Below are 22103 nucleotides of genomic sequence, written 5' to 3'. Positions count from 1 at the left end.
AGATCAAGACCAACCCCTGAAGCAGCGACTGGGAACTTGGTGGCGGAGTCCGCTCCGGACGCCGCCGCGGGGACAGAATCCAATGGCGGCGCCGCCGGCGCCGGCAGGGCCTGGAGGAAAAACATGGCACGCCGAGTCGACCGGCTCCTGCTCGCATGGGCCTGCACGCTGGCGGTGGTGGCGCCGGCCGGGGCCGACACGGTGACGCTCGGAGCGAGCAAGGACAACACGATCTACGAAAACACCGCGCTCAGCAACGGCGCCGGCCAACACCTCTTCGCCGGCCGGACGACCACGACACCTCCGGCGAACCAGCGTGTCCGCCGCAGCCTCATCGCCTTCGACGTGGGCTCGATCCCTGCCGGTGCGACGGTGCAGAGCGCGACCCTCACGCTGCACATGTCGAAGACGATCAGCGGCCCGACGAACATCGCTGCGCACCGACTGCTCGCCGATTGGGGCGAGGGGACTTCCGTCGCCGGGCGCGGTGAAGGCGCCGGCGCCGCGGCAACGACGAACGACGCCACCTGGAGCTTTCGTTTCTTCAACACCGCGTCATGGTCGACCCCGGGAGGCCAATTCAACGCCACAGCCAGTGCCACCACGTCGGTGAACCAAGCTGGAGACTACTCCTGGACCGGGAGTGGTCTCGTCGCCGACGTGCAGGACTGGGTGAACGGCACGGCCAACTTCGGTTGGATCCTGCGCGGCAATGAGGTGTCCATCCTCACTACGAAGCGTTTCGACTCACGGCAGGTTGTCACCGCGTCTTTCCGCCCTCGGCTCGTCGTCGTGTTCATGCCCCTGCCAGTGGAAGCGACCACCTGGAGCCAGGTCAAGGCGCTCTTCCGCTGACGTAGGCTGCCGCCCGACCTTCGTCCTTCCTCGCCAGGGCGGTCATGGCGAGGACGTCGCCGCCTTGCCGCTCGACTTCCCAGACGTGGAAGCTCCTGCCACTCTCGATCCGCGCTCCCTTGGCGGGAATTGTCGAGCCCCGTGCGGCTCCATGCGGGTCCATGCAGCCTCCTCCGCCCTTTCCCAACCGGTGCGACGTTTGCACGAAGAGATCCCCAGGTAGTCGCCGGGGAGGTTCCGTGCAGCGCGCCGGGTTCCATGCCGCAATTCTCCTGGCGGTGCTCCTCGCGAGTGCCGCCCAGGACCGGGACGTGTACGCCGAGCCGTCCCGGCCCTTGCAGCTGGGCTTCCTCTTCGAGCGCCACTATGGCGCCGATCTCGCCGCGGTGGAGAAGCGCGTCGCCTGGATCAGCGAGTACGACCTGCTGGTGGCGCTGCATCTCGAGCGCGCCTCGGCCCGGAAGCTGGACGAGATCGTCACCTGGCGGCGCGAGGGTGGCAGCTGGGACGCCATCACCCGCCGTGTGGGCCTGCGCTGTGGCATCTATTATGTGGAGCTACCGGCCGAAGAACAGCTGCCCGCTCCCTACTCCCGCCCTTACCTCGCCTGGCGGGAGCACCCGGGCGCCGACCAGCGTCTCACCGACGAAGAGGTGCGCGAGTTCGTCCTCTTGCGCGCGCTGCGAGACACTTGCCGGCTGTCCGCCGCCGAGATCGCCCACTTGCGCGCCGCGGGGAAGAGCCCACGCGCCATCGGCACCATGCCTCCATCACAGCCGTAGCGCGGTATACTGAGGCCGCATCATGCGGCCACGAAAGCACAGACCCGCTGCCACCTCGATCGCCTGGGCGACGGCACCACTCGCGTGGGCCGCGGCACCACACCTTGGCGTGCTGGGCCTCCTGGCTGCTTGTGCCGTCATCGTGCCCTCCCCACTCGCAGGCGCCACCGTCACCCAACTCACCTCGCCTGCGAAGGGGGAGAAGAGCTGGAACAGCGAACCGTCCTGGTCGCCGGACGGCAAGCGCATCGTTTACACCCATGCCACATGGACGGGGGCGAACGCTTTCACCTCGTGGATCGAGGTCGTCGAGGTCGAGAACGGCAAGCGCTCGCGCTATCCCCGACAGGAGACGGGGGACAACCCGGCGGCCAATACTCACGCGAGCTGGTCCCCCGACGGCAAACGCATCGTCTTCACCGCTCCTACCGGGGTCATGCTCACCACCGGTGACGCCGGAAGCCCCACCCTCCTCGTGCCCGGTCCGGTCCCGGAGGCCCATCCCGCCTGGTCGCTCGACGGCGCCTGGATCGCCTTCGAGAAGGATGGGGGCGAGGGTCGGGTGATCTGGCTCCTGCCGCCCATCGGAGGCGAGTCGCAGTTGCTCAGCCCACCGAAGGGCCCCATGGTCGACCCTGCCTGGTCGCCCGACGGCAAGCGCATCGCCTGCGCGGTGTGGGGCGAACGCGGCCGCGACCTCTGGATCGTGCCGCTCGGCGGTGGCACTTGGCGCGCGGTGACGCGCGATGCCCACGACGACGCCTCCCCGGCCTGGTCACCCGACGGCAGCACGATCGCTTTCGTCTCCGATCGAGGCGGGAACCGCGATGTCTGGCTGGTGCCGGCTTCAGGTGGCGAGCCGGTGCAACTCACCGATGCCCCTGGCGACGACATCGACCCCTGCTGGTCGCCGGATGGCAAGCGCCTGGCTTTCGCCTCGACGCGCTCCGGCGAGCTGCAGATCTGGATCGCCGCCGACCTCCCACCCGCGAGCCTGTTGCAGCGCTCCTGGCGGGCGCCGAAGACCGTGGAACGTTAGGCGCTGGCGATCGTAGGCGCGCTCTCTCGGCCTGGGCCGGCGCATCGAGGATCCTGAAGTCGAGCCTTTGGTATCCGCAGCGATGTGGTATCCCGACTACGTAGCCTACGAGCCAGGCTGATCACGAGCGGCCTCAGCAGCTCAGGCCGTGCTCGCGGCGCGGAGCACGGCGGCATAGGCAGCGAGGGCCGCCCTTGAGTCCGCCGCCCGAAAAACGCCGCTCGCCACCGCGACACCGGCGGCTCCCGCCCCCAGGCACGCGGGCACGCGCTCCGGCGTGATGCCGCCGATGGCGAGCACTGGAACCATGGCGCGCGCTGCCAAGGCCCCGAGAGAATCGATCCCGCGCCCCGCGAGCTTCTTCCATCCCGGCGACCACACCGGTCCGTAGAGGACGAAGCTGGCGCCGGCATTCTCGGCGCGGTGAAGCGCTGCCTCGGAGTGCACCGAGGCGGCGGCGGGCAACGGCAGGGCTCCCGGGCGGTCAGGAATGCGCCGTTCCGGCCAGTGCACGCCGTCGTACCCGAGGCTGGCCGCATCGGCCGCGGCGTTGAGGAAGAGGCGCACCGCCGGTGCCGCTTGGTGTACGCGCTCGAGCGCCTGCGCCGCGAGGTGCAGCGCTCCGAGTTCCGTCTCGATCCGCACTTGCAGCGCCACCTCGAGCGCGGCCCCCGGAATCCGCGCCGTGTCGCGGTCCAATGCAAGCCGCGATAGCGCTTCGGCAACTCGCTCTAGAGATTCGAGCCAAAGCTCGTCGGTGGCGAACAACTCACGGGCAGCAACGAGATAAAGATGTGGGATGCGACCCGGCTCTGGCCGAGCTGTGTTCGCTCCGTCGCTCTCGCCGGGGTCGCTCACGACGGCGGCGGGCCCTTGTGGCCGCCGATCCGCCCTTCGAGGGCCGTCGAGGCCTGGGCGCGGAAGAGGCGCGGAATGCGCCCGGCGCGGCGCGCCAGCCAGCCGGCGCGGGCCGCGGCGTGCATCGCCGCCGCCATGGTCACCGGGTCGCGGGCGCGGGCCACCGCGGTATTGAGGAGGACGGCGTCGCAACCGAGCTCGAAGGCCACCGCCACGTCGGACGCCGTGCCGACGCCGGCATCGACGATCACTGGCACCCGGGCCCGCTCGACGATGAGCTCGATGTTGTGCGGGTTGCGGATGCCGAGACCCGAGCCGATGGGCGCACCGAGCGGCATGACCGCGAGGCACCCCAAATCCTCCAGCTTCTTCGCCGTGATCGGATCGTCGTTCGTGTAGGGCAGAACTTGGAAGCCGAGGCGGACGAGCTCGCGCGCCGCTTCCAGCAGGCCAGCCACATCGGGAAGCAAGGTGTCCTCGTCGCCGATGACCTCGAGCTTGAGGAGCGACGTGTCCAAAGCTTCTCGCGCCAGCTCGGCGGTAAGCACTGCGTCCCGCGCGGTGAAGCACCCCGCCGTGTTCGGTAAGACCCGATACCCGTACTGGCGCAACAAGCGGTAGAGATTCTCCTCTCCCCCGGCGCTGGGGCTCACACGGCGGATGCCTACGGTGGCGAGCTCCGCGCCGGCGGCGGCGAGTGCGTCGAGCAGCGTCTGCGTGCTCGGGTAGCGCGCGGTCCCCAGGATGAGACGGCCGGTGAGTTGAAGGGAACCCAGCTTCCAGCCCTCGTCGGTCTGAGCCTTCAGTCCCGGCCCCTTCTCAGCCCCCTTGGACGGCCCGGACGATCTCGATGTCGTCGCCATCGCCAACCTCTCTTTCCTGCCATTGCGCCCGTGGCACCACGGCGCCGTTCACTGCCACGGCGATTCCTTCATGGGCCGCTCCGGCTGCCCGTGGGATGAGCATGGCCAACTTCGTTCCCGCTTCGACGTTTCGCGGCTCACCGTTCACCCGCACGCTCGCCTGCGTTCCCATGCTGTCTCCCTCAGCGCCGGCGCGACACGAGCTGGCTCGCATCTTCGGGCCCGCTGATTCGTTCCGGATCGAAATATTGCAAGAGCGGCGGCGCCGGCTCGCCGCAGAGGAGCGCGGCGAGAAGTCGCGCTGTTCCCGGGGCCTGCAGCACACCGTTCCGGTAGTGCCCGGTGGCAACGAAGACACGCCCCTCGACGCGTCCGATGAGGGGCCGGTGATCCCGCGTGCACGGCCTGAAGCCGACGCTGATCTCCTTGAGGGGTGCATCGTAGATTCCAGGGATGGTGCGCCAGGCATGCCGCAACAGGTCGAACACCCCTCCCGCGGTGGGGCTCGCGTCGAAGCCCTGTTCTTCCACCGTGGCGCCCACCACGAGGTCCCCGCCCCAGTGCGGCACCAAATAGACTTCGGGGATGCGAATGACTCGCTGCAAGAGACCCGGTGCATGCAACCGCACCACCTGTCCCTTCACGGGCCGAACCGGCAGGTTCGCGCAAGGAGACTGAAGCTCGACGTTCGTCCAGCTGCCGCCAGCAACGACGACGTGAGCGGCGGTGAGCGCGAAGCTCACCCCTTCGGGCCCGCGCTTCCCCTCGACCTCTCCCGCCGCCGTGACGCGCTCCACCCTTGCATCGCGGATCACGATGCCTCGCTCCGCCTCCACGGCGAGCCGGAGAGCCAGCAGCAGCCGGCGCTGGTCGACGTGGAAATCCTGCGGCACCAGCACGCCGCCCACGATGCGCGGGCTCAGAGCCGGCTCCATTTCCAGGACCTCCGCCGCCTCGAGCGGCCGCGTGGCGAAGCCCTGGCTGCTCATGATTCCCCGCAGGCGCTCGACTTCAGCGACATGATCGCGATCCAGAGCCACCAGCAAGGTGCCCTCTTGGCGGAAGCCGCACTCCATGCCGGATCGGCGCTCCACACGCGAGACGAACTCCGGGTAGAGCGAATGGCTGAAATTGCGGAACTCGGCGAGTCCCGGCAGCTCCACGTCGGCCTCTGCGGCGGGCGCCAGCATGCCGGCGGCGGCGAGGGTCGAGATGCCGGCCCGCGCCCCGTCGTCGAGAACGACGACGCTGCGGCCGCGCGTGCAGAGCTCTTCGGCCACGGCGAGACCGATGATGCCACCGCCGACGATGGCGACATCGACACGCGCCGGGATTGCCACATTCATGCTGGAGGCCGACGGTTCGATGTGATCGGAGGTCAGGTCTCGCTCCTTCATGACCGCACCCGTCCTCGTTCCAAGGATCGCTCCAGGGCAGCGCGGTAGCGAGCGGTGGCCGCCAGAGGCTCGTCGCTGCAGGTGACGCCGGAGAGCACGGCCACACCCCAAGCGCCAGCTTCCAGAACGGCCTCCAGGTTCTCCGGAGTGATCCCGCCGATGGCGATGACCGGGAGCGGCGATTCGCCGGCGATGCGCCCGAGCGCCTCGAGTCCGAGAGCTGGCGGCGCTTGCGCCTTGGAGCGCGTGCCGAACACCGGGCCGACGCCGAGGTAGTCGAGGTTCAGCGCGAAGCTCCGGCGCGCTTCCTCGAGGCTGTTCGCCGTGCCGCCGATGAGGAACCGCGGGCCCAGCAGGCGGCGAGCGCGGTCGGGAGAAAGGTCGTCTCGACCCAGGTGCACGCCGTCGGCGCCGACGGCAAGTGCCACCTCGGCGTGGTCGTTCACCACGAGCTGCACGCCCACGGGCAACGCCCGGCGCAGCGCGCGAGCCACGAGGACACGCTGATCTGCCGGCAAGGAACGCTTGTCGCGATACTGCACCACGTCGGCGCCGCCATCCGCGGCCAGGCGCGCCAGATCGAGATGGCTCCACCGGCTCTGCAGGACCTCGTCGGTGAGGATGTGCAGGCGCCCGAGCGGGCGGCGCGCCGAGAGACTCTCCTTGTTTTCTTCGCTCACTGCTCCTTCACCTCTCGCGCTGGGAGCTCGGGATCGTGCCATCCCAGCTCCCGCACCCAGCTGTCGGTGTTTCCACCGCGCAGGTAGAAGAATGGGTCCGTCGGCCCTTGGCCGCTCCCGATGGCGATTCCGCCGCGGATCGCTTCGGTCACGAACCGCTTCGCCACCCGCACGGCACCCACCAGGTCGTAGCCCTTGCCGAGGTAGGTGGCGATGGCAGCGGCAAGCGTGCACCCGGTCCCGTGCGTGTGGCGTGTCTGCAACCGCGGTCCTTCGAAAACCTCGACCGCCTCCGGCGTGATCAGCACGTCCATCGCTGTCGGCCCTTCCAGGTGACCGCCCTTGACGAGAACCGCCTTGCAACCGCCGTCGAGGAGGATCCGCCCGGCGGCTGCGGCTCCTTCCGCGTCTCGCACTGGGATCCCGGCCAGGGCTTCCGCCTCGTGCCGATTCGGCGTCACCAGCGTGGCGAGCGGCAGGAGCTCGCTGCGTAGAGTGTCGACTGCGTCTGCCGCCAACAAGGCATGACCGCTCTTCGCGATCATCACCGGATCGAGGACGAAGGGAAGCGGCCCGATACGGCGCAACTCCCGGGCGACGGTGCCGACCACCGCCGCACTGGAGAGCATCCCTGTCTTCACCGCCGCCACCGGCAGGTCCTCGAAGACGGCGCGCAACTGCGCCTCGATCAGATCCGTCGCCAGCTCCTGGGCGGCGCGCACGCCGCGGGTGTTCTGCGCCGTGATCGCGGTGATCACGGTGGCGCCGTAGCCACCGCAGGCGGCGATCGCCTTCAGGTCGGCCTGGATGCCGGCGCCACCGCTCGAGTCGGAGCCGGCGATGCTGAGAATGACGCGCAAGAGCGTTCGCCTCCTCGGGCGGCAAACTGCAGCTGCAGCGGCGAGGGGATGCGTCGTGCCTGCAGTGGAAGGTGCGGCAGGAGGGCCGAGGCGTCGTGAATTCCCTGCGCCAGCATGATCCGGATCAGGTTCGACGGGTGTGCTCTCAGGCCCAGCGTCGTTTCCGCGCCGCCGGTCCACCCCGATTCACGGCTGCATCCTAGCACAAATGGAGCTCCGAGAAATCGCGCCCTCGGTGCTCGCGCCGGCGCTCACTGGGCCTCGTCGCCGTCCGGCAGACCCTGCATCGGTGTGCCCGAACCACCGTTCCGCAGCATCACGATCTCGCCGAGGATGCTGAGGGCGATCTCTTCCGGGGTTTCGGCATTCAGTTCGAGACCCATGGGCGAGCGGACGCGGTCGAGCTTCTCTCGTGGGATCCCGCGCGCCTCGAGCGCGCGGCGCGCGGTGAGCCAGCGCCGGCGTGAGCCGATGACGCCGAGATAAGCGCAAGGTTGGTCCAGGAGGTGCGGCAATCCCTCGACGTCCAACGGCATGCCGCGCGTGGGCATGACGACCCAGGTATCGGCGTCGAAGCGCAGACGCTGCGGCAGTGCCGCCATCGGCGCGCAGAGGTACTCGTCGGCGCCTGGGGTCGCCTCCGGCGTGCACTGCTCCGCCCTGTCGTCCGCCAGGACGACACGGAAACCGAGCCAGCCGCCGAGATGCGCGAGCGCCCTCCCTACGTGGCCGGCGCCGACGACGAGGAGCGTTGGCCGGCTCGTGAGCGGATCCATGAAGATCTCGACCTCCCCGCCGCAGACGCCGGGGTCGCCGGCGCTCGGATTGTGCAGGGCGTAGCTCACCAGGCGCGGAGTGCGCTGCTGCAACGCCTCGGTTGCCGCCTGCAGCACCCGCGCTTCCATCTCGCCGCCGCCGATGGTGCCGGAAAAGGTGCCGTCGGCGAACACGAGCATCTTGGCACCGGCATGACGCGGCACGGAACCATGGGTGCGGACGACGGTGCAAAGCACGACCGACTCCCCGCGCTGCCGCGCCGCCGTGATGTCTTCGAACATCCCCATACACACCGCCTCGGGAGCGCGCCACGCCCACTCTATCACGACACCGTGGCCCGTCAGCTCCGCAGCAAGCGCAACAGCTTGCCGAGATGCGCGGGCGAGTAGAGCGACAGGTGGTAGCTCCGCCGGCCGCTCACGACGTCCACCATGGCCTCGCAGAGCGGCTCACCCGCGCGCCGGAAGAGAGCCGTGCGCAGCGCCGGACGCTCGAGGATCTTGCCGAGACGCCGCGCCCAGCGCAGCTCGCCCAGAATCTCCTGTTCCAGTGCACGGCGATAGTGGGAGCGCACCCGGCTCGGCTCCGGGGCGCCGGCGAGCACCGCCGCGGCCGCCAGCGCACCACTCTGCAGCGCGTAGGAGATCCCTTCGCCCGTGACCGGGTCGGCGAATCCCGCCGCGTCGCCGCAGAGGAGCACGCGCCCGAGCGCCGCGCCTCCGGGCCGCGGCGCCACCGGAAGCAGCGCGCCGTGACGCTGCACCGTGCCGCTCGGTTCGATGCCAAGTCGCTCCATGTAATGTTGCAGCACGCCGTTCAGGTCCTGTGCCCCGCGCCGGGTGCTGAGGACACCGACGGAAAGATGTTCGCCCTTGGGAAACACCCAGGCGTACCCCGCTGGCACGACCTCGAAGTCGAAGCGCGCGGCTCCGGCGAAGCGGCGGAGCGTTTCCTCGCGCACCGGTACTTCCCACTCCAGGGCGGGCACCGCCGGCACGTCCGCTTCCCAACCGGCCCAGCGCGCCACTCGGCTCCTGGCACCGTCCGCGCCGAGGACCCAGCGCGCCCGCAGTCGCCCCGAGGGCGTTTGCACCTCGACGCTTTCACGCTCCTGCACGAGGCCCTGCACGGAACAAGCGTCGCGCACCTCGGCGCCGGCGGCGCGAGCCCGATCGCACCACCAGGCATCCACAGCCGCGCGCATGGTCATGAAGAGGAACGGCTCGGGTCGCTGCACCTCGAAATGCAACCCCGCGGTCAGGAGGTGCAACGTCGTCGCAGGCAGCGCCCGTTGCACGACCGGTGGTGCAGGCAGCTCGCCATACTTCGCGGCGCGCGCGACCACCGCGCCGCCGCAGGTCTTGTAGCGCGGCAGCTTCTCTTTCTCCAGGAGCAGCACCCGGGCACCCGCAGCCGCCAGACGGGCCGCGGCGTTGCAGCCCGCCGGACCCGCGCCGACCACGATCGCATCGAACACTGCAGCTGCCGAAGGCTGCTCCATGACCACCTCGTGCGCACCACACGCCCGCGCGCCTTGACGTCCCTGGCGGCGGCGCGTAGTGTGCGCTGCGTCCCTTACGAATCCTGTTCTCCTCTGACCTTGCCGCGGAGCGCCGCATGATCAGCACCGAGAACCTGACCAAGATCTTCAAGGACCGCAAGCGTGGCAAGCGCGGCCTTCTCGCTTCCTCCCTGCGCCCGGCGCGCTCGGGCGACATCCGCGCCGTGGACGGCGTGAGCTTCACCTGCAAGCCCGGCGCTATCTACGCCCTCCTCGGCGCCAACGGCGCCGGCAAGACGACCACCCTCCGCATCCTCGCCACCATCCTGACGCCGACGGCGGGAACCGCCGTGGTGGCCGGTCACGACATCCGCTCCGCGCCCGAGCAGGTGCGCCGCAGCGTCGGTTTTCTCTCCACCGCCACCGCTCTCTACGGCAGGCTCACGGCGCGGGAGATGGTGGAATACTTCGGACGCCTGAACGGGTTGGAGGGTGGCGTCCTCCGCAGCCGGGTGGACGAGCTCTTCGCTCTCCTCGACGTCGCCGACTTCGCCGACCGCAAGTGCGACAAGCTCTCTACCGGGCAGAAACAGAAGGTGTCCATCGCCCGCACACTGGTGCACGATCCAGCCGTGATCATCCTCGACGAACCCACCCTCGGCCTCGACGTGCGCGCGGCGCGGACCATCGTGGACTTCATCCGCGACTGCCGCCGGCGCGGCAAGACCGTCCTCTTCTCCACCCACGTGATGAGCGAGGTGGAGAAGTTGGCGGACATGGTCGGCATCATCCACCAGGGCAAGCTTCTCGCCGAGGGCAGCGTCGAGGAGCTGCGCAGCCGGAGCGGCTCGCACGACCTGGAAGACGTCTTCATCCAGCTCCTGGAAGCGTCCGAAACCGCCCCGGCGCTGGAGGCGCGGCGATGAACCTGCGGCAGATCGGTCTCGTCTATCGCAAGGAGATGACGGACACGCTGCGGGACCGGCGCACCCTCGTCTCCATGATCGTGGTGCCGCTCCTCGTCATCCCCGGGCTCATGTTCGGTCTCACTGAAGTGGGGCTCCGGATGGTGAAAAAGGCGGTGACCGAGCGCGCCACGGTGATGATCCTCGGGGAGAACAACGCCCCCACCCTGGCAGCGCAGCTGCGCGCCAACCCGCTGCTGGAGGTGCTGCCGGCGCACGCCGATTTCGCCCAGCGCATCGCCGACAAGCAGCTGCGGGCCGCCATCGAGCTGCCGCCGGGGTTCGAAGCGGCGCTGGCCACCGAGGCGGCAGCGCACCCTACGGTCCGCATCAGCTATCACGAGGGCGAGCTGCGCTCCGAGCAGGCACTGCGCAAGATCGAGGCGACACTGGAGAGCTACAAGAACGTGCTCGTGGCCCAGCGGCTGGCGGCGCGGGATCTCACCGTCGAGGTGCTGCAACCGTTCGCACAATCGCCGACCAACGTGGCCCCGGCAGAACGGGTGAGCGGCGCCGCCCTCGGCGGCTTCATCCCCTACATCATCATCATCCTGACCCTCACGGGCGCCATGTATCCCGCCATCGACGTCACCGCCGGCGAGAAGGAGCGCGGCACCATCGAGACCATCCTGGCGAGCCCGGTGTCGCGCGGCGCGCTGGCCGGCGGCAAGTTCCTCACCGTGCTCACCACCTCCCTGGCCACGGCGCTGCTGTCGTTGCTGTCGCTCAGCGTGTCGGCGCGTTTCACCAGCGGCGGCGGGCTCGGGCCCCTGTCGCTCAAGCTCAGCCCCCAAGGTGTGGTCGCCATGCTCGTGATCATGGTGCCCGTGGCCGTGCTCTTCTCCGGCGTTCTCCTCGCCATCGCTCTCACCGCGAAGAGCTACAAGGAGGCGCAGAGCTACGTCACGCCGCTCATGATCGTGGTCATCCTCCCCGCCGTCGCCGCCATGCTGCCCGGTGTCGAGCTGGACACGCGTCTCGCCCTGATCCCGATCCTGAACGTGAGCCTGGTGAGCAAGGAGCTGGTGGCGGGGATCTACGACTGGCCGGTGATCGCTGTCATCTTCTCCACCTCCTGCGTCTACGCCGGCATCGCCCTCGCCGTCGCCATCGCCGCCTTCCGGCGCGAGTCCGTCCTCTTCCGTACGTGAGAGCCGCCAAGCAAGGAGGATCAGGTGAAGAAGTCCAGCCTATTGCTCTTGGCCCTGCTCGGGGCGATCGCCGGCGCCCCTGCCATCGCTTCCGGCCAGCCGCGCAAGCCCAACATTCTCATCATCTGGGGCGACGACATCGGGTACTGGAACGTCAGCGCCTACAACCAGGGCATGATGGGTTACCGGACACCGAACATCGACCGCATCGCCAAGGAAGGCGCGCTCTTCACCGACTACTACGGCCAGCAGAGCTGCACCGCTGGCCGCGCGGCGTTCATCACCGGCCAATCGCCCTTCCGCACCGGTCTGCTCAAGGTCGGTCTGCCCGGCGCCAAGGAAGGCCTGCAGAAGGAAGACCCGACCCTCGCCGACCTGCTCAAGCAGCAAGGCTACATGACCGGCCAGTTCGGCAAGAACCACCTCGGCGACCAGGACGGGCACCTGCCCACGGCGCACGGTTTCGACGAGTTCTTCGGCTCGCTGTATCATTTGAACGCCGAGGACGAGCCGGAGCACCCTGACTACTTCAAGGACCCCGAGCTGCGCAAGAGGTTCGGGACCCGCGGCGTGCTCCACTGCTGGGCGAATCCGGACGGCACGCAGAAGATCGAGCTCACCGGGCCCCTGACCAAGAAACGCATGGAGACGGTGGACGAGGAATTCACCCGGGGCGCGATCGACTTCATGCAGCGCGCCAAGAAGGCGGACAAGCCATTCTTCCTCTGGTGGAACTCGACCCGCATGCACATCTGGACGCGGCTCAAGGCGGAGAGCCAAGGCAAGACCGGCCTCGGCATCTATCCCGACGGCATGGTGGAGCACGACGCCCTGGTCGGTCAGGTACTGAAGTCGCTCGATGAGCTCGGTCTGGCGGACAACACCATCGTCATGTATTCCACCGACAACGGCGCCGAGAAGTTCACCTGGCCCGATGGCGGCCAGTCGCCCTTCCGCGGCGAGAAGAACACCAACTGGGAAGGCGGCTTCCGCGTGCCGGCGATGGTGCGCTGGCCGGGGACCATCAAGCCAGGCACGGTTCTCAACGACATCGTGGCGCACGAGGACTGGATCCCCACCTTGCTGGCGGCGGCCGGCGAACCCAACATCAAAGAGAAGCTGCTCAAGGGCACCAAAGCCAACCGCAAGACCTTCAAGGTTCATCTCGATGGCTACAACCTGATGGATTACCTTTCCGGCAAGGCTCCCGACCCACGTCACGATTTTTTCTACTTCAACGATGATGGCTCACTGGTGGCGCTGCGCTACGACCAATGGAAGATCGTCTTCGCTGAGCAGCGCTCCCATGGCTTCGACGTCTGGCAGGATCCGTTCGTGCCGCTGCGCCTTCCCAAGCTCTTCAACCTCCGCTCCGATCCTTTCGAGACCGCCGACCACGAAGGGATGGACTACGGACGCTGGCGGGCGGAGCACATCTTCCTGCTCGTACCGGCGCAGCAGTACGTCGGGAAGTTCCTCGGCACGTTCAAGGAATTCCCGCCGCGGCAGAAGCCGGGGAGCTTCTCTCTCGATAAGGTGCTGGAGTCGCTGCAGCAAGGCAGTGTCAAGTGACGCGGCGCTGACCGGGCATTTCAGTGCGTCTCCCCGCCCGGCCCGGGGATCTCGAGCTCGTAGGGCTGCTGCACGGTGCAATACCATTTGCCCCCCAGGCGGCCCACGGTGCGGAGGCGCGTCGGATCCACCCGCCCGCGGGCGTCGAGGATCTCCGGCGCGACGTGCACGACGCGCACGTCCCCGAGCACGGCGTTCCCGCCTCCCGGGCCGGTGCCGAAGCGGAGCACTTGCCGGAGCGTGCACTCCAGGTTCACCGGGGATTCCCCTACCAGCGGCGGCTTGACCCGCGTCGCCGGAACCGGCGTCAGGCCGCTCCAGTCGAACTCGCTGGTCGAAGCCGGGACGTCGGCGGCGCAGGCCACTACCTGGCGCACGATGGCTTCAATGACCGTGGCAATGACGAATTCTCCCGTCGCTTCGATGTTCCGGAGGGTGTCCTTGGGGCTCCCGTCCCTGCGGAGGGCGGGACCGAAGATCACCACAGGCGGCTGTGACGAGACCATGTTGTAGAAGCTGAAGGGAGCCAGGTTGGTGGCGCCCGCGGCAGAAAGGCTGGAAACGAGGGCGATGGGCCGCGGGTTCACGAAGCCGATGAAGAGATGGTAAAGCTCCCGCCACTGTCGCGGATCCGCGCCGATTTCGATGGTGGTCATGGCACCTCCGTGGCCGGCGCGCCCGTGGTCACGGCACCCTCCGTGGCCAGCGCGCCCGTGGTCAGGGCACTCTCCGCAGCCCCGGGGCGCCTCTGGTCACGGCAGCCAGCCAGCTCGCCCATGCTCCCACGCTGGTGCGCTCCAGGTCCACGGGCCGGCTCCATTGACCGGCGACGGGGAGCAGCTTATACCTGGTGGAGCGGAGGAGCGCCCGCAGATCCTCCCCGACGCATCCCACTCGTCGCCTGGCAGTGCTCCGGCAAGCCGCCGCGCCTCCCGCCGTCCGACGGGTGCCAAGGAGGGACATATGCCCGAGGACAAAAGCACGAAGGAACGCAGCCGATCCAGCGGTTCCCGCCGCGCGCCGCGGAGCGAGGCGGCCGCCGAAGCGCCCCCTGCAGCGCGCGAGAACGTACTCACCCTGCCGGTGCTCCCGATCAAGAACACCGTGGTCTTCCCCTCCATCATCATGCCCCTCTCCGTCGGCCGGCCGATGTCGGTGGCCGCGGTGGAGGCCGCGGTGGGCACGGAGGAGAAGGAGATCCTGGTCATCACCCAGCGCGATGCCACCATCGACGAGCCCAAGCAAGAAGACCTCTTCACCATCGGCACGCGCTCCATCATCAAGAAGCTGCCACGCCCGCACGACGAGGCCCTGCAGGTCATCGTGCAAGGCGTGGAGAGGGTGGTGCTCATCAAGCTCGAGCGGGTAGGCGATCTCCTGCAGGCCCGGGTGCGCCCGGCGCCGGTGCCCGAGGAGAAGAGCGTCGAGATCGAGGCGCTGCGCCGCGAGGTTTACGAACTCGCCACCCGGGCCAACGAGCTCTCCAGGCCGCAGCTCACCAGCGAGTTCGAGAAGATGCTGAGCGAAAGCGACGAGCCCATGCGGCTCGTCTATTTGCTCGGGTCGATCATCACCCTGGAGCTGGAGAAGGAGCAGTCTCTGCTGGAGGCCACCAGCTGCTCCGACGCGCTCCGTCTCATGTACGCCTACCTGCGCCACGAGGTGCAGGTGCTCGAGCTGCGCAACAAGATCGCCAGTGAAGCGCAGTCCGAGATGTCGCGCCAGCAGCGCGAGTACCTGCTGCGCCAGCAGCTGCGGGCCATCCAGCAGGAGCTCGGCGAGGATCCCGAGAGCACCGAGGTCGAGATGCTGCGGCAGCGTCTCGAGGAAGCCCAGGTGCCGGAGGAGGTGCGCAAGGAGATCGACAAGGAGCTGAAGCGCCTGGAGAAGGTGCCTTCGGTTTCGCCAGAGCACCACGTCATCCGCTCCTACGTGGAGCTCGTGCTCGAGCTGCCTTGGACGCGCACCACCGAGGACCGGATCGACATCCCGCACTCGCGCCAGGTCCTGGACGAAGACCACTACGATCTCAAGGAGGTCAAGGAGCGCATCCTGGAGCAGCTGGGGGTGCTCAAGCTCAATCCCGAAGCGAAGGCGCCGATCCTCTGCTTCGTCGGGCCTCCCGGCGTGGGCAAGACCTCGCTGGGGCAGTCGATCGCGCGCTCCATGGGTCGCAAGTTCGAGCGCATGAGCCTGGGCGGCATGCATGACGAGGCGGAGCTCCGCGGCCACCGGCGCACCTACATCGGCGCCATGCCGGGCCGCATCCTCCAGGCCATCCGGCGTGCCGGGGTGAAGAATCCCCTGCTCATGCTCGACGAGGTGGACAAGCTGGGCCGCGACTTCCGCGGCGACCCGGCAGCGGCGCTGCTCGAGGTTCTCGACCCGGAACAAAACAAATCCTTCCGGGACAACTATCTCGATCTCGCCTTCGACCTCTCGAAGGTGTTCTTCATCACCACGGCGAACACGCTGGACACGATCCCGCGGCCTCTCCTCGACCGCATGGAGGTGCTGCGGCTGCCGGGGTACAGCGAGGAGGAGAAGACCGAGATCGCCAAGCGCTACCTGATCCCGCGCCAACTGCGCGAAGCAGGGCTGAACGACGAGAAGCTGGTGATTTCTCCCGCCACGCTGCAGACCATCATTTCGCGCTATACCCGCGAGGCGGGGGTGCGGCAGCTGGAGCGCACGATCGGCCGCGTGGCACGCAAGGCGGCGCTGCACTTCGCCGAGGGCAAGATCGAGCCGGTGCGCGTCGAGCCCCAGGACTTGCCCGACATGCTCGGGCCCGAGATCTTCTCCATCGAGAAGATGCGGCGCGAATCGCCCCCCGGAGTGGCTACCGGTCTCGCCTGGACCGAAACGGGCGGCGAGGTACTTTACATCGAGTCGAGCCTGCTGCCCGATGCGAACGGCCTCACCCTGACCGGACACCTGGGCGAGGTCATGAAGGAATCGGCCAAGGCGGCGCAGAGCTGGGTCTGGGCCCATGCGGACGAGCTCGGCTTCGACCGCAAGATCTTGAAGGAGAGCGGCGTGCACATCCACGTGCCCGCCGGTGCCATTCCCAAGGATGGCCCCTCGGCGGGCGTGGCGATCGTCACGGCCCTGGCGTCGCTTTACTCCGGGAAGCCAGCGCGCAGCGACACCGCCATGACCGGGGAGATCACGCTCGCTGGTCTCGTGCTCCCCATCGGCGGCATCAAGGAAAAGGTGCTGGCGGCGCGTCGCGCCGGCATCCGCCGCGTCGTCCTGCCGCGGGAGAACGAGAAGGACCTGCGCGACCTGCCGCCGCACGTGCGGCAGGAGATGCAGTTCACCTTCGTGGAGCGCATCACCGAGCTGCTGGCCGCTAGCCTGCCGAGCCTCACACCGACCACCGCCTCGACGCGCTCGCCGTCGACCCGGCCTCGCCCCGCCGCTGCCGCCAGCCCGCCGGAGTGAGCATGACACGGGTCGAAGTGTTCCACCTCGACAACTTGCAGCACGAAGCCACGGTGAACGGGCACTCCATCGTCCTCGACGAGCCCGTGGAAGCCGGCGGCGGCGGGCAGGGCATGAACCCGTACGAACTCCTCCTCGCCGCCCTCGGTGGCTGCATCGGCATGACGCTCAGGATCTACGCCCGCCACAAGGGCTGGCCCCTGGAGGACGTGCGCGTCGTCCTCACCCACGACAAGATCCACGCCAAGGACTGCGAGGACTGCGAGCACGAGGACGGCATGCTCGACGTCATCCGCCGCAAGGTGGAGATCGAGGGCCCGCTCACCGATGAGCAGGTGGCGCGTCTGCAAGAAATCGCCGCGCGCTGCCCGGTGCATCGCACCCTCACGGGCACCGTCGAGGTCCTCCGCGACGATTCGCTGTGAGGCGGGACGACTCGAGCCACGCCAGGCCATGCCTCGCCTAGATTCATTGTGCTTTTACCTTGTCGTCATGAAAGGGAGCAGACATGTTCGAGAAGCTTCTCCCTCATTCCATCGACAACACGTATCGAGGTACCAAGGCCGGGCTCTGGCTCTTCGGGCTGGTCGTGGGCCTGAGGATCGCGCAGAGTCTAAGCGTCATCTTCAACGGATACAGTACAGCCAAGGGCGCTGACGGGATCCCTGTCGACACCTACACGCCCGAGGCAGCGCAGCAGATCGTGGCTCTCTTCGCGCAAGGGTCGCTCTGGCGACTGACGCTCGGTCTGCTCTGCGTGATCGTGTTGGTGCGGTATCGGAGCGCGGTCCCCCTGCTCTTCGTGGTGCTCCTCCTGAACTATCTCGCCAGCCAGCTGATTTTTCAGTTCGTCCCTCTGGTCCGTACGGGAACGCCGCCGGGGCCGTACGTGAACTTCGGATTGTTCGCTCTGATGATCGTCGGCTTGGTGCTATCGCTACGGAGTCGGACGATCCGCGCCTAGCAGAGCACGGAACCACACGCTTCCGGACTGTCGCTTGCCCGAGGGCGCCCGCGGCTGCTAACCTGAAGTGTCTTCGCCCGGATTCCCGTGCCACCGTCGCCCCGTGGGGAGGTCCTCGTGACTTCGCATCGCCGCGCTGTTCCTAGGCGTTCCGCCCAGCGCTCCGTCGCGCTCGCCGCTTGCGCCGTCGCCCTCGCGCTTGCTTCTCCCACCCAGGGCGCCGGAGCGCGTCTCGACACCCAGGTCGTCCCCACTTTCCAGTCCGTGACGCTGCGCCTCGACGCCGGGACCACCGAATACACCGGCAGCACCACGGTGGAGCTGCGGGTACGGACGGCGACGCAGAGCTTCCGCTTCCATGCCGAAGAGATCCCGATCACGAAGCTCACGCTCGCCGGCAAGGGCGGGCCCGTCGCGGTGGAGCACCAGAGCATCGACAACGCCATGGTGGAGGTGCGCGCCGCCCAGCCTCTCGCGCCCGGCGACTACAAGCTGCAGATCGACTTCACGAACGAATTCGGCACCAAAGCCGTTGGCCTCTACCGCATGGAGCAGGACGGCCAGGGTTACCTCTTCACCCAGTTCGAGGCCGACGATGCCCGGGAATCCATCCCCTGCTGGGACGAGCCGGGATTCAAGCTCGAATGGCAGCTCACCCTCGAGGTGCCCGAGGCGCACACGGCGGTGACGAACACACCGGTGGCAAGCGAGAGCGTCACGAACGGCTGGCGCAAGCTCGTCTTCAAGCGCACCAAGCCGCTGCCGTCTTACTTGCTCGCCATCGCGGCGGGGCCGCTGGAGAAGACGCCCATTCCGGGCATGTCCATTCTGGGGAACGTGATCACCATCCGCGGCCAGAGCCGCCTGGCGGCGCTCGCGGCGGAGACCACGCCTCCCATCCTGCGCGCCCTGGAGGCGTACTTCGGCGAGCCCTATCCCTTCGAGAAGCTCGACCTCGTTGCCATTCCGGAGTACTGGCCGGGCGCGATGGAGAACCCGGGCGCGGTGACCTTCGCCGCCAGGCTCCTCCTCGTCGATCCGGAGGCCGCGAGCCTGTCGCAGAAGCGCACCCTCGCCCGCGTCACCGCCCACGAGCTGGCGCACATGTGGTTCGGCGACATGGTGACCATGCAATGGTGGGACGACCTCTGGCTCAACGAGTCCTTCGCCGACTGGATGGGTGACAAGATCACGCAGCAGGTGTTCCCGCAGTACGGCGTGGGGGTGGCCGAGCTGCAGCAGTCGCTCGGAACCATGAACGGGGATGCGCGGCCGTCTTCACAGGCCATCCGGCGGCCGGTGGAGTCGACCGAGAACCTGCTGCAGAACGTCGGCACCCAGTACAACAAGGGCAAGGCCGTCCTCGCCATGTTCGAGCAGTGGATCGGCCCGGAGAAGTTCCGCGCCGGGGTGCTGCAACACTTGGCGGCGCATCGTTTCGGCAACGCCACGGCGGAGGATTTCTGGCGCGCCCTCGGCCGGGCCTCCGGCAGCGACGTGAGCGCCGCCATGGCCACGTTCATCGAGCAGCCCGGGCTGCCCTCGGTGCGTGTCGAGCTCGAGAAAGACAACCGGATCCGGCTCAGTCAGAAGCGCTTCGCCAACTATGGCGTCGAGTTGCCGGCGCAGAACTGGAAGATTCCGGTGACGCTGCGCTACTCCGACGGCAAAGCCGTGCACGCCCAGACCGTGCTCCTCGACAAGGCGACGCAGTCCATCAGTCTGGATACCGGCGGGCCTCCCGCCTGGGTACTGCCGAACGCCGACCAGCGCGGCTACTACCGCTGGGAGGTGCCGCAGGAGATGCTGCGTGCCCTGGTGACCGGCGGCTCGGAGCAGCTGAACGTGCGCGAACGCGTCGGCCTCATCGGCAATCTGTCGGCGCTGCTCGACGCCGGCGCGGTGTCCGGAGGCGACTATCTCTCGGCTCTGGGCGGCTTCGCCGGCGATCCGAGCCCGATGGTCATCAACGCACTCCTCACCGGGCTCAACAAGGTGCAGACCGCGTTCGTGCAACCCGAGAACGCCGACGCCTACGCGGCCTATGTCCGCCGTACCCTCGGCCCGTCGCTCGAGCGCTTCGGCGCCGAGCCGCGAGCGGGGGAGGAAGAAGAAGTCGCGCTCTTCCGCCCGCAGCTCCTGCGCAACCTGGGTGACAAAGGGAAGGACGAGGAGATCCTCCACCTGATGGAAGGCATGGCAAAACGGTACATGCAGGATCCGCACGCCATCGATCCCCAGCTGGCAGGCGCTGCCCTGGAGCTCGCGGCGATTCGCGGCGATCGGGCCCTCTTCGACTCCTACCGGCAACGCTTCGAAACAGCGCAGGTGCCTGCCGAGCGGAGCCGGTACCTCGATGCTCTCGGCGGCTTCCGCGCTCCCGAGCTGGTGGATGAAGCCCTGCACTACTGCTTGTCCGGTCCACTCCGCCCGAACGAGGTGCTGGACATCCCTTTCCAACTGGCGACGCATCCAGAGCAGCAGGACCGCACCTTCCGCTGGTTCACGACGAACTACGACGCCCTCAGCAAGCGCCTCACGCCGGAGATGCTCGGCTTCATGCCCTTTATCGCCGGCGGCTGCTCGGCGGAGCGCCTCGCCGCGGCCCAGGAGTTCTTCAACGCACCGGACCGGCAGGCACCGGGCACACAGAGAGGGCTGGCCCGGGTCACGGACCAGGTGAAGGACTGCGTCGGGTTGCGCGAGCGCGAAGGCGCCGCCGTCGCCGCCTTCCTGACTCAGAACCTGGGGTCACGCTAGGGCAGGAGCACCAGCTTGCGGACGCCGGTGAAGGCCGGGGCGTCGGTCCCGAGGCCGCGGGCTTCGAAACGACAGAAGTAGATGCCGGCGGCGACGAAGCTCCCGGCGTCGTCGGTGCCGTTCCAGGTCACCTCGTGCGCGCTCGGTGGTTGCACCGCGTCGAGGAGCGTGCGCACGCGCCGTCCGGCGGCGTCGTAGATCCAGAGTCGCACCAGGGAAGCGACCGGCAGCTCATAGGCGACTCGCGTCGACGGGTTGAAGGGGTTGGGCACGTTGGGGCCGAGCGACCAGGTCGCGAGGCGCGGCAGCTCGCGGCTGTCGGTCGTATCCAGCCAGTGCAGAGCGGCCACGGCGTTCACCGTCCCCCAGCCGGAAAAGTTGTCGGGAGTGCCGGCCTGGCTCGCGGTCAGGCGCAAGGCGTCGCGGATCTGCAGCGGTGTCGCCGCTTGGCGCGCTGAGAGCAGGAGCGCCGCCACACCCGCCACCAGCGGGCAGGAGAGCGACGTACCACTCGCAGTGGAATAGCTGGCCGGATCGCTGGCGCTGGCGCGCCGCACTTGGCTCCCCTGCGCCATGACGTCGGGCTTGAAGCGCGGCGGGAGGTCCGTCGTCGGACCTATCGAGCTGAACCCGCTGCGGGCGCCGTTCGGATCAAGAGCGCCCACGGCGATGACGTTGTCGCCGTCGGCGGGGGCGATCAGAGTGTTGTGCACGTCGACGCCCTCGTTGCCCGCCGAGTTCACCACCACGATGCCGCGCGCCACCGCGAGATCCGCGGCGCGGGTGATGGCGGTGGTGTTCCCGTCCATGTCTTCCCAGGTCCAGCTCGGATGCGGCGGGTCGTAATCGAGATAGCCGAGAGAGGTGGAGGCGACGTCGATGCCGAGGCTGTCGGCCCACTCGATCGCCGCCACCCAATGGTCTTCCTCCACCGGCGTCTCGCTGGCGTCGTCCTCGGTGCGGGCGAGAACGAAGCTGGCGCCGAAGGCGGCGCCGATGAGATCTCCCGGCGCGTAGCCCCCGACCACCGAGAGAGTGATGATGCCGTGAGCGCCGAAGGACGTCGGCGCTCCTGGCGGCGGCGCCGGGTCGTCGTCCCCGTCGACGAAATCGTGCGCCGCCACCACCTGCAGGCTTGCCAGCGACGCGTGCTCGAGCAACCGGTAGCCGTTGTCGAAGTGGCCGATCAGCACGCCCTGTCCGGTGATGCCGAGGTCGTGCAAAGTGGGAACACCGAGCATCGCGAGCTGACCTTGCGATCCGCCGTAGTTCAACGAAACCGGGTGAGGTCCGGGAAGCGGCCGCGCCTGCAGGTCGCGGCTGGATGAGGAAGACCCGGCGCCAGCCCGAGCTTCGGCGTCGAGGTGCGACACACTGCGGCGCGCGTAGCGTCGCACCATATCGAGCCGGCGCACGCAGGGAAGCCCGGCGAGGGCACGACCTTGCGCCGGCGTCGCTTCCACGCTGACGGCGTTGAGCCACTTCGAGCGATGCCGCAGGCGCGTGGCGCGGGCTGCCACGAGCGCCACCGCAGCCTCGTCGAGGGGAAGATCGCAGGCGTCCACGACCGCCGACGGCGGCCGCACCTTGAGCCGACGGCGCAGGCTCCGTTCGGAGACGAGAGCCAGCGGC

General features: G+C 68.4%; 20 protein-coding genes and 1 riboswitch. Of the genes, 10 read left to right on the top strand and 10 right to left on the bottom strand.

The features are described 5' to 3' along the window. The first annotated feature begins 123 nt into the window (after nucleotides 1-123). The 3 genes from VFE28_06850 (at nucleotide 124) to VFE28_06840 (ending at nucleotide 2676) form a co-directional block, all read left to right on the top strand. Entirely contained in the window at nucleotides 124-855 is a 732-nt protein-coding gene (locus VFE28_06850; GenBank protein ID HZM15704.1) for a DNRLRE domain-containing protein, read from the top strand. A gap of 239 nt (nucleotides 856-1094) precedes the next feature. Then, nucleotides 1095-1637 (top strand): hypothetical protein, encoded by a 543-nt coding sequence (locus tag VFE28_06845; protein ID HZM15703.1) that lies wholly within the window; start codon nucleotides 1095-1097, stop codon nucleotides 1635-1637. A 142-nt stretch (nucleotides 1638-1779) separates the two neighbouring features. Beyond that, nucleotides 1780-2676 (top strand): hypothetical protein, encoded by an 897-nt coding sequence (locus VFE28_06840; GenBank protein HZM15702.1) that lies wholly within the window; start codon nucleotides 1780-1782, stop codon nucleotides 2674-2676. 141 nt (nucleotides 2677-2817) lie between these two features. Here VFE28_06840 and VFE28_06835 read toward each other — a convergent pair whose 3' ends face one another. The 8 genes from VFE28_06835 to VFE28_06800 form a co-directional block, all read right to left on the bottom strand. Next, nucleotides 2818-3375: a thiamine phosphate synthase gene (locus tag VFE28_06835; GenBank protein HZM15701.1), complete on the bottom strand. Its 558-nt coding sequence runs from the start codon at nucleotides 3373-3375 to the stop codon at nucleotides 2818-2820. A gap of 155 nt (nucleotides 3376-3530) precedes the next feature. Continuing rightward, entirely contained in the window at nucleotides 3531-4397 is an 867-nt protein-coding gene (locus VFE28_06830; protein HZM15700.1) for a thiazole synthase, read from the bottom strand. Then, entirely contained in the window at nucleotides 4354-4569 is a 216-nt protein-coding gene (gene thiS, locus VFE28_06825) for a sulfur carrier protein ThiS (GenBank protein ID HZM15699.1), read from the bottom strand. Before thiS ends, VFE28_06830 begins: the two co-directional genes overlap by 44 nt. Before the next feature lie 10 nt (nucleotides 4570-4579). Then, complete coding sequence (thiO, locus tag VFE28_06820; GenBank protein HZM15698.1) at nucleotides 4580-5794, bottom strand: glycine oxidase ThiO; 1215 nt, start codon at nucleotides 5792-5794, stop codon at nucleotides 4580-4582. After that, nucleotides 5791-6474: a thiamine phosphate synthase gene (thiE, locus tag VFE28_06815; GenBank protein ID HZM15697.1), complete on the bottom strand. Its 684-nt coding sequence runs from the start codon at nucleotides 6472-6474 to the stop codon at nucleotides 5791-5793. The genes thiO and thiE overlap by 4 nt, the downstream gene beginning before the upstream one ends. Further along, nucleotides 6471-7334, bottom strand: a complete 864-nt coding sequence (gene thiD, locus VFE28_06810; GenBank protein HZM15696.1) for a bifunctional hydroxymethylpyrimidine kinase/phosphomethylpyrimidine kinase — start codon at nucleotides 7332-7334, stop codon at nucleotides 6471-6473. The genes thiE and thiD overlap by 4 nt, the downstream gene beginning before the upstream one ends. An 84-nt stretch (nucleotides 7335-7418) precedes the next feature. Continuing rightward, a riboswitch (TPP riboswitch) is annotated at nucleotides 7419-7528 on the bottom strand. Between the two features lie 57 nt (nucleotides 7529-7585). Continuing rightward, nucleotides 7586-8398: an XdhC family protein gene (locus VFE28_06805; GenBank protein HZM15695.1), complete on the bottom strand. Its 813-nt coding sequence runs from the start codon at nucleotides 8396-8398 to the stop codon at nucleotides 7586-7588. A gap of 53 nt (nucleotides 8399-8451) precedes the next feature. Continuing rightward, on the bottom strand, nucleotides 8452-9612 hold the full coding sequence (locus VFE28_06800) for a geranylgeranyl reductase family protein (protein ID HZM15694.1): 1161 nt from the start codon (nucleotides 9610-9612) through the stop codon (nucleotides 8452-8454). A gap of 116 nt (nucleotides 9613-9728) precedes the next feature. Between VFE28_06800 and VFE28_06795 the strand changes: the two genes are divergently transcribed. The 3 genes from VFE28_06795 to VFE28_06785 are packed head-to-tail and all read left to right on the top strand — an operon-like array spanning nucleotide 9729 to nucleotide 13300. Further along, nucleotides 9729-10538, top strand: coding sequence for an ATP-binding cassette domain-containing protein (locus tag VFE28_06795; protein ID HZM15693.1), 810 nt, complete (start codon nucleotides 9729-9731; stop codon nucleotides 10536-10538). Further along, nucleotides 10535-11728: an ABC transporter permease gene (locus VFE28_06790; protein HZM15692.1), complete on the top strand. Its 1194-nt coding sequence runs from the start codon at nucleotides 10535-10537 to the stop codon at nucleotides 11726-11728. The genes VFE28_06795 and VFE28_06790 overlap by 4 nt, the downstream gene beginning before the upstream one ends. 48 nt (nucleotides 11729-11776) lie before the next feature. Then, on the top strand, nucleotides 11777-13300 hold the full coding sequence (locus tag VFE28_06785) for an arylsulfatase (GenBank protein HZM15691.1): 1524 nt from the start codon (nucleotides 11777-11779) through the stop codon (nucleotides 13298-13300). A 20-nt stretch (nucleotides 13301-13320) separates the two neighbouring features. On the opposite strand, the gene VFE28_06780 is transcribed toward VFE28_06785, so the two are convergent. After that, a complete protein-coding gene (locus tag VFE28_06780) occupies nucleotides 13321-13956 on the bottom strand; it encodes a flavin reductase family protein (protein ID HZM15690.1) in 636 nt (211 codons plus the stop codon). Between the two features lie 307 nt (nucleotides 13957-14263). On the opposite strand from VFE28_06780, the gene lon reads away from it, so the two are divergent. From lon to VFE28_06760, 4 genes are all read left to right on the top strand, one after another. After that, nucleotides 14264-16747 (top strand): endopeptidase La, encoded by a 2484-nt coding sequence (lon, locus tag VFE28_06775; protein HZM15689.1) that lies wholly within the window; start codon nucleotides 14264-14266, stop codon nucleotides 16745-16747. A 2-nt stretch (nucleotides 16748-16749) separates the two neighbouring features. Further along, entirely contained in the window at nucleotides 16750-17172 is a 423-nt protein-coding gene (locus VFE28_06770; GenBank protein ID HZM15688.1) for an OsmC family protein, read from the top strand. Nucleotides 17173-17255: 83 nt separating this feature from the next. Continuing rightward, a complete protein-coding gene (locus tag VFE28_06765; GenBank protein HZM15687.1) occupies nucleotides 17256-17711 on the top strand; it encodes a hypothetical protein in 456 nt (151 codons plus the stop codon). A 117-nt stretch (nucleotides 17712-17828) separates the two neighbouring features. Continuing rightward, complete coding sequence (locus VFE28_06760; protein HZM15686.1) at nucleotides 17829-20471, top strand: M1 family metallopeptidase; 2643 nt, start codon at nucleotides 17829-17831, stop codon at nucleotides 20469-20471. On the opposite strand, the gene VFE28_06755 is transcribed toward VFE28_06760, so the two are convergent. Further along, nucleotides 20468-22103: S8 family serine peptidase (locus VFE28_06755; GenBank protein ID HZM15685.1), on the bottom strand; the 1636-nt coding region annotated here is incomplete at its 5' end. The two genes, VFE28_06760 and VFE28_06755, sit on opposite strands and share 4 nt — an antisense overlap.

The organism is Candidatus Krumholzibacteriia bacterium, assembly GCA_035649275.1.
GTDB lineage: Bacteria > Krumholzibacteriota > Krumholzibacteriia.
The sequence above is the reverse complement of the archived record's forward strand: the minus strand, read 5'-3'. Positions and strand labels throughout refer to the sequence as shown.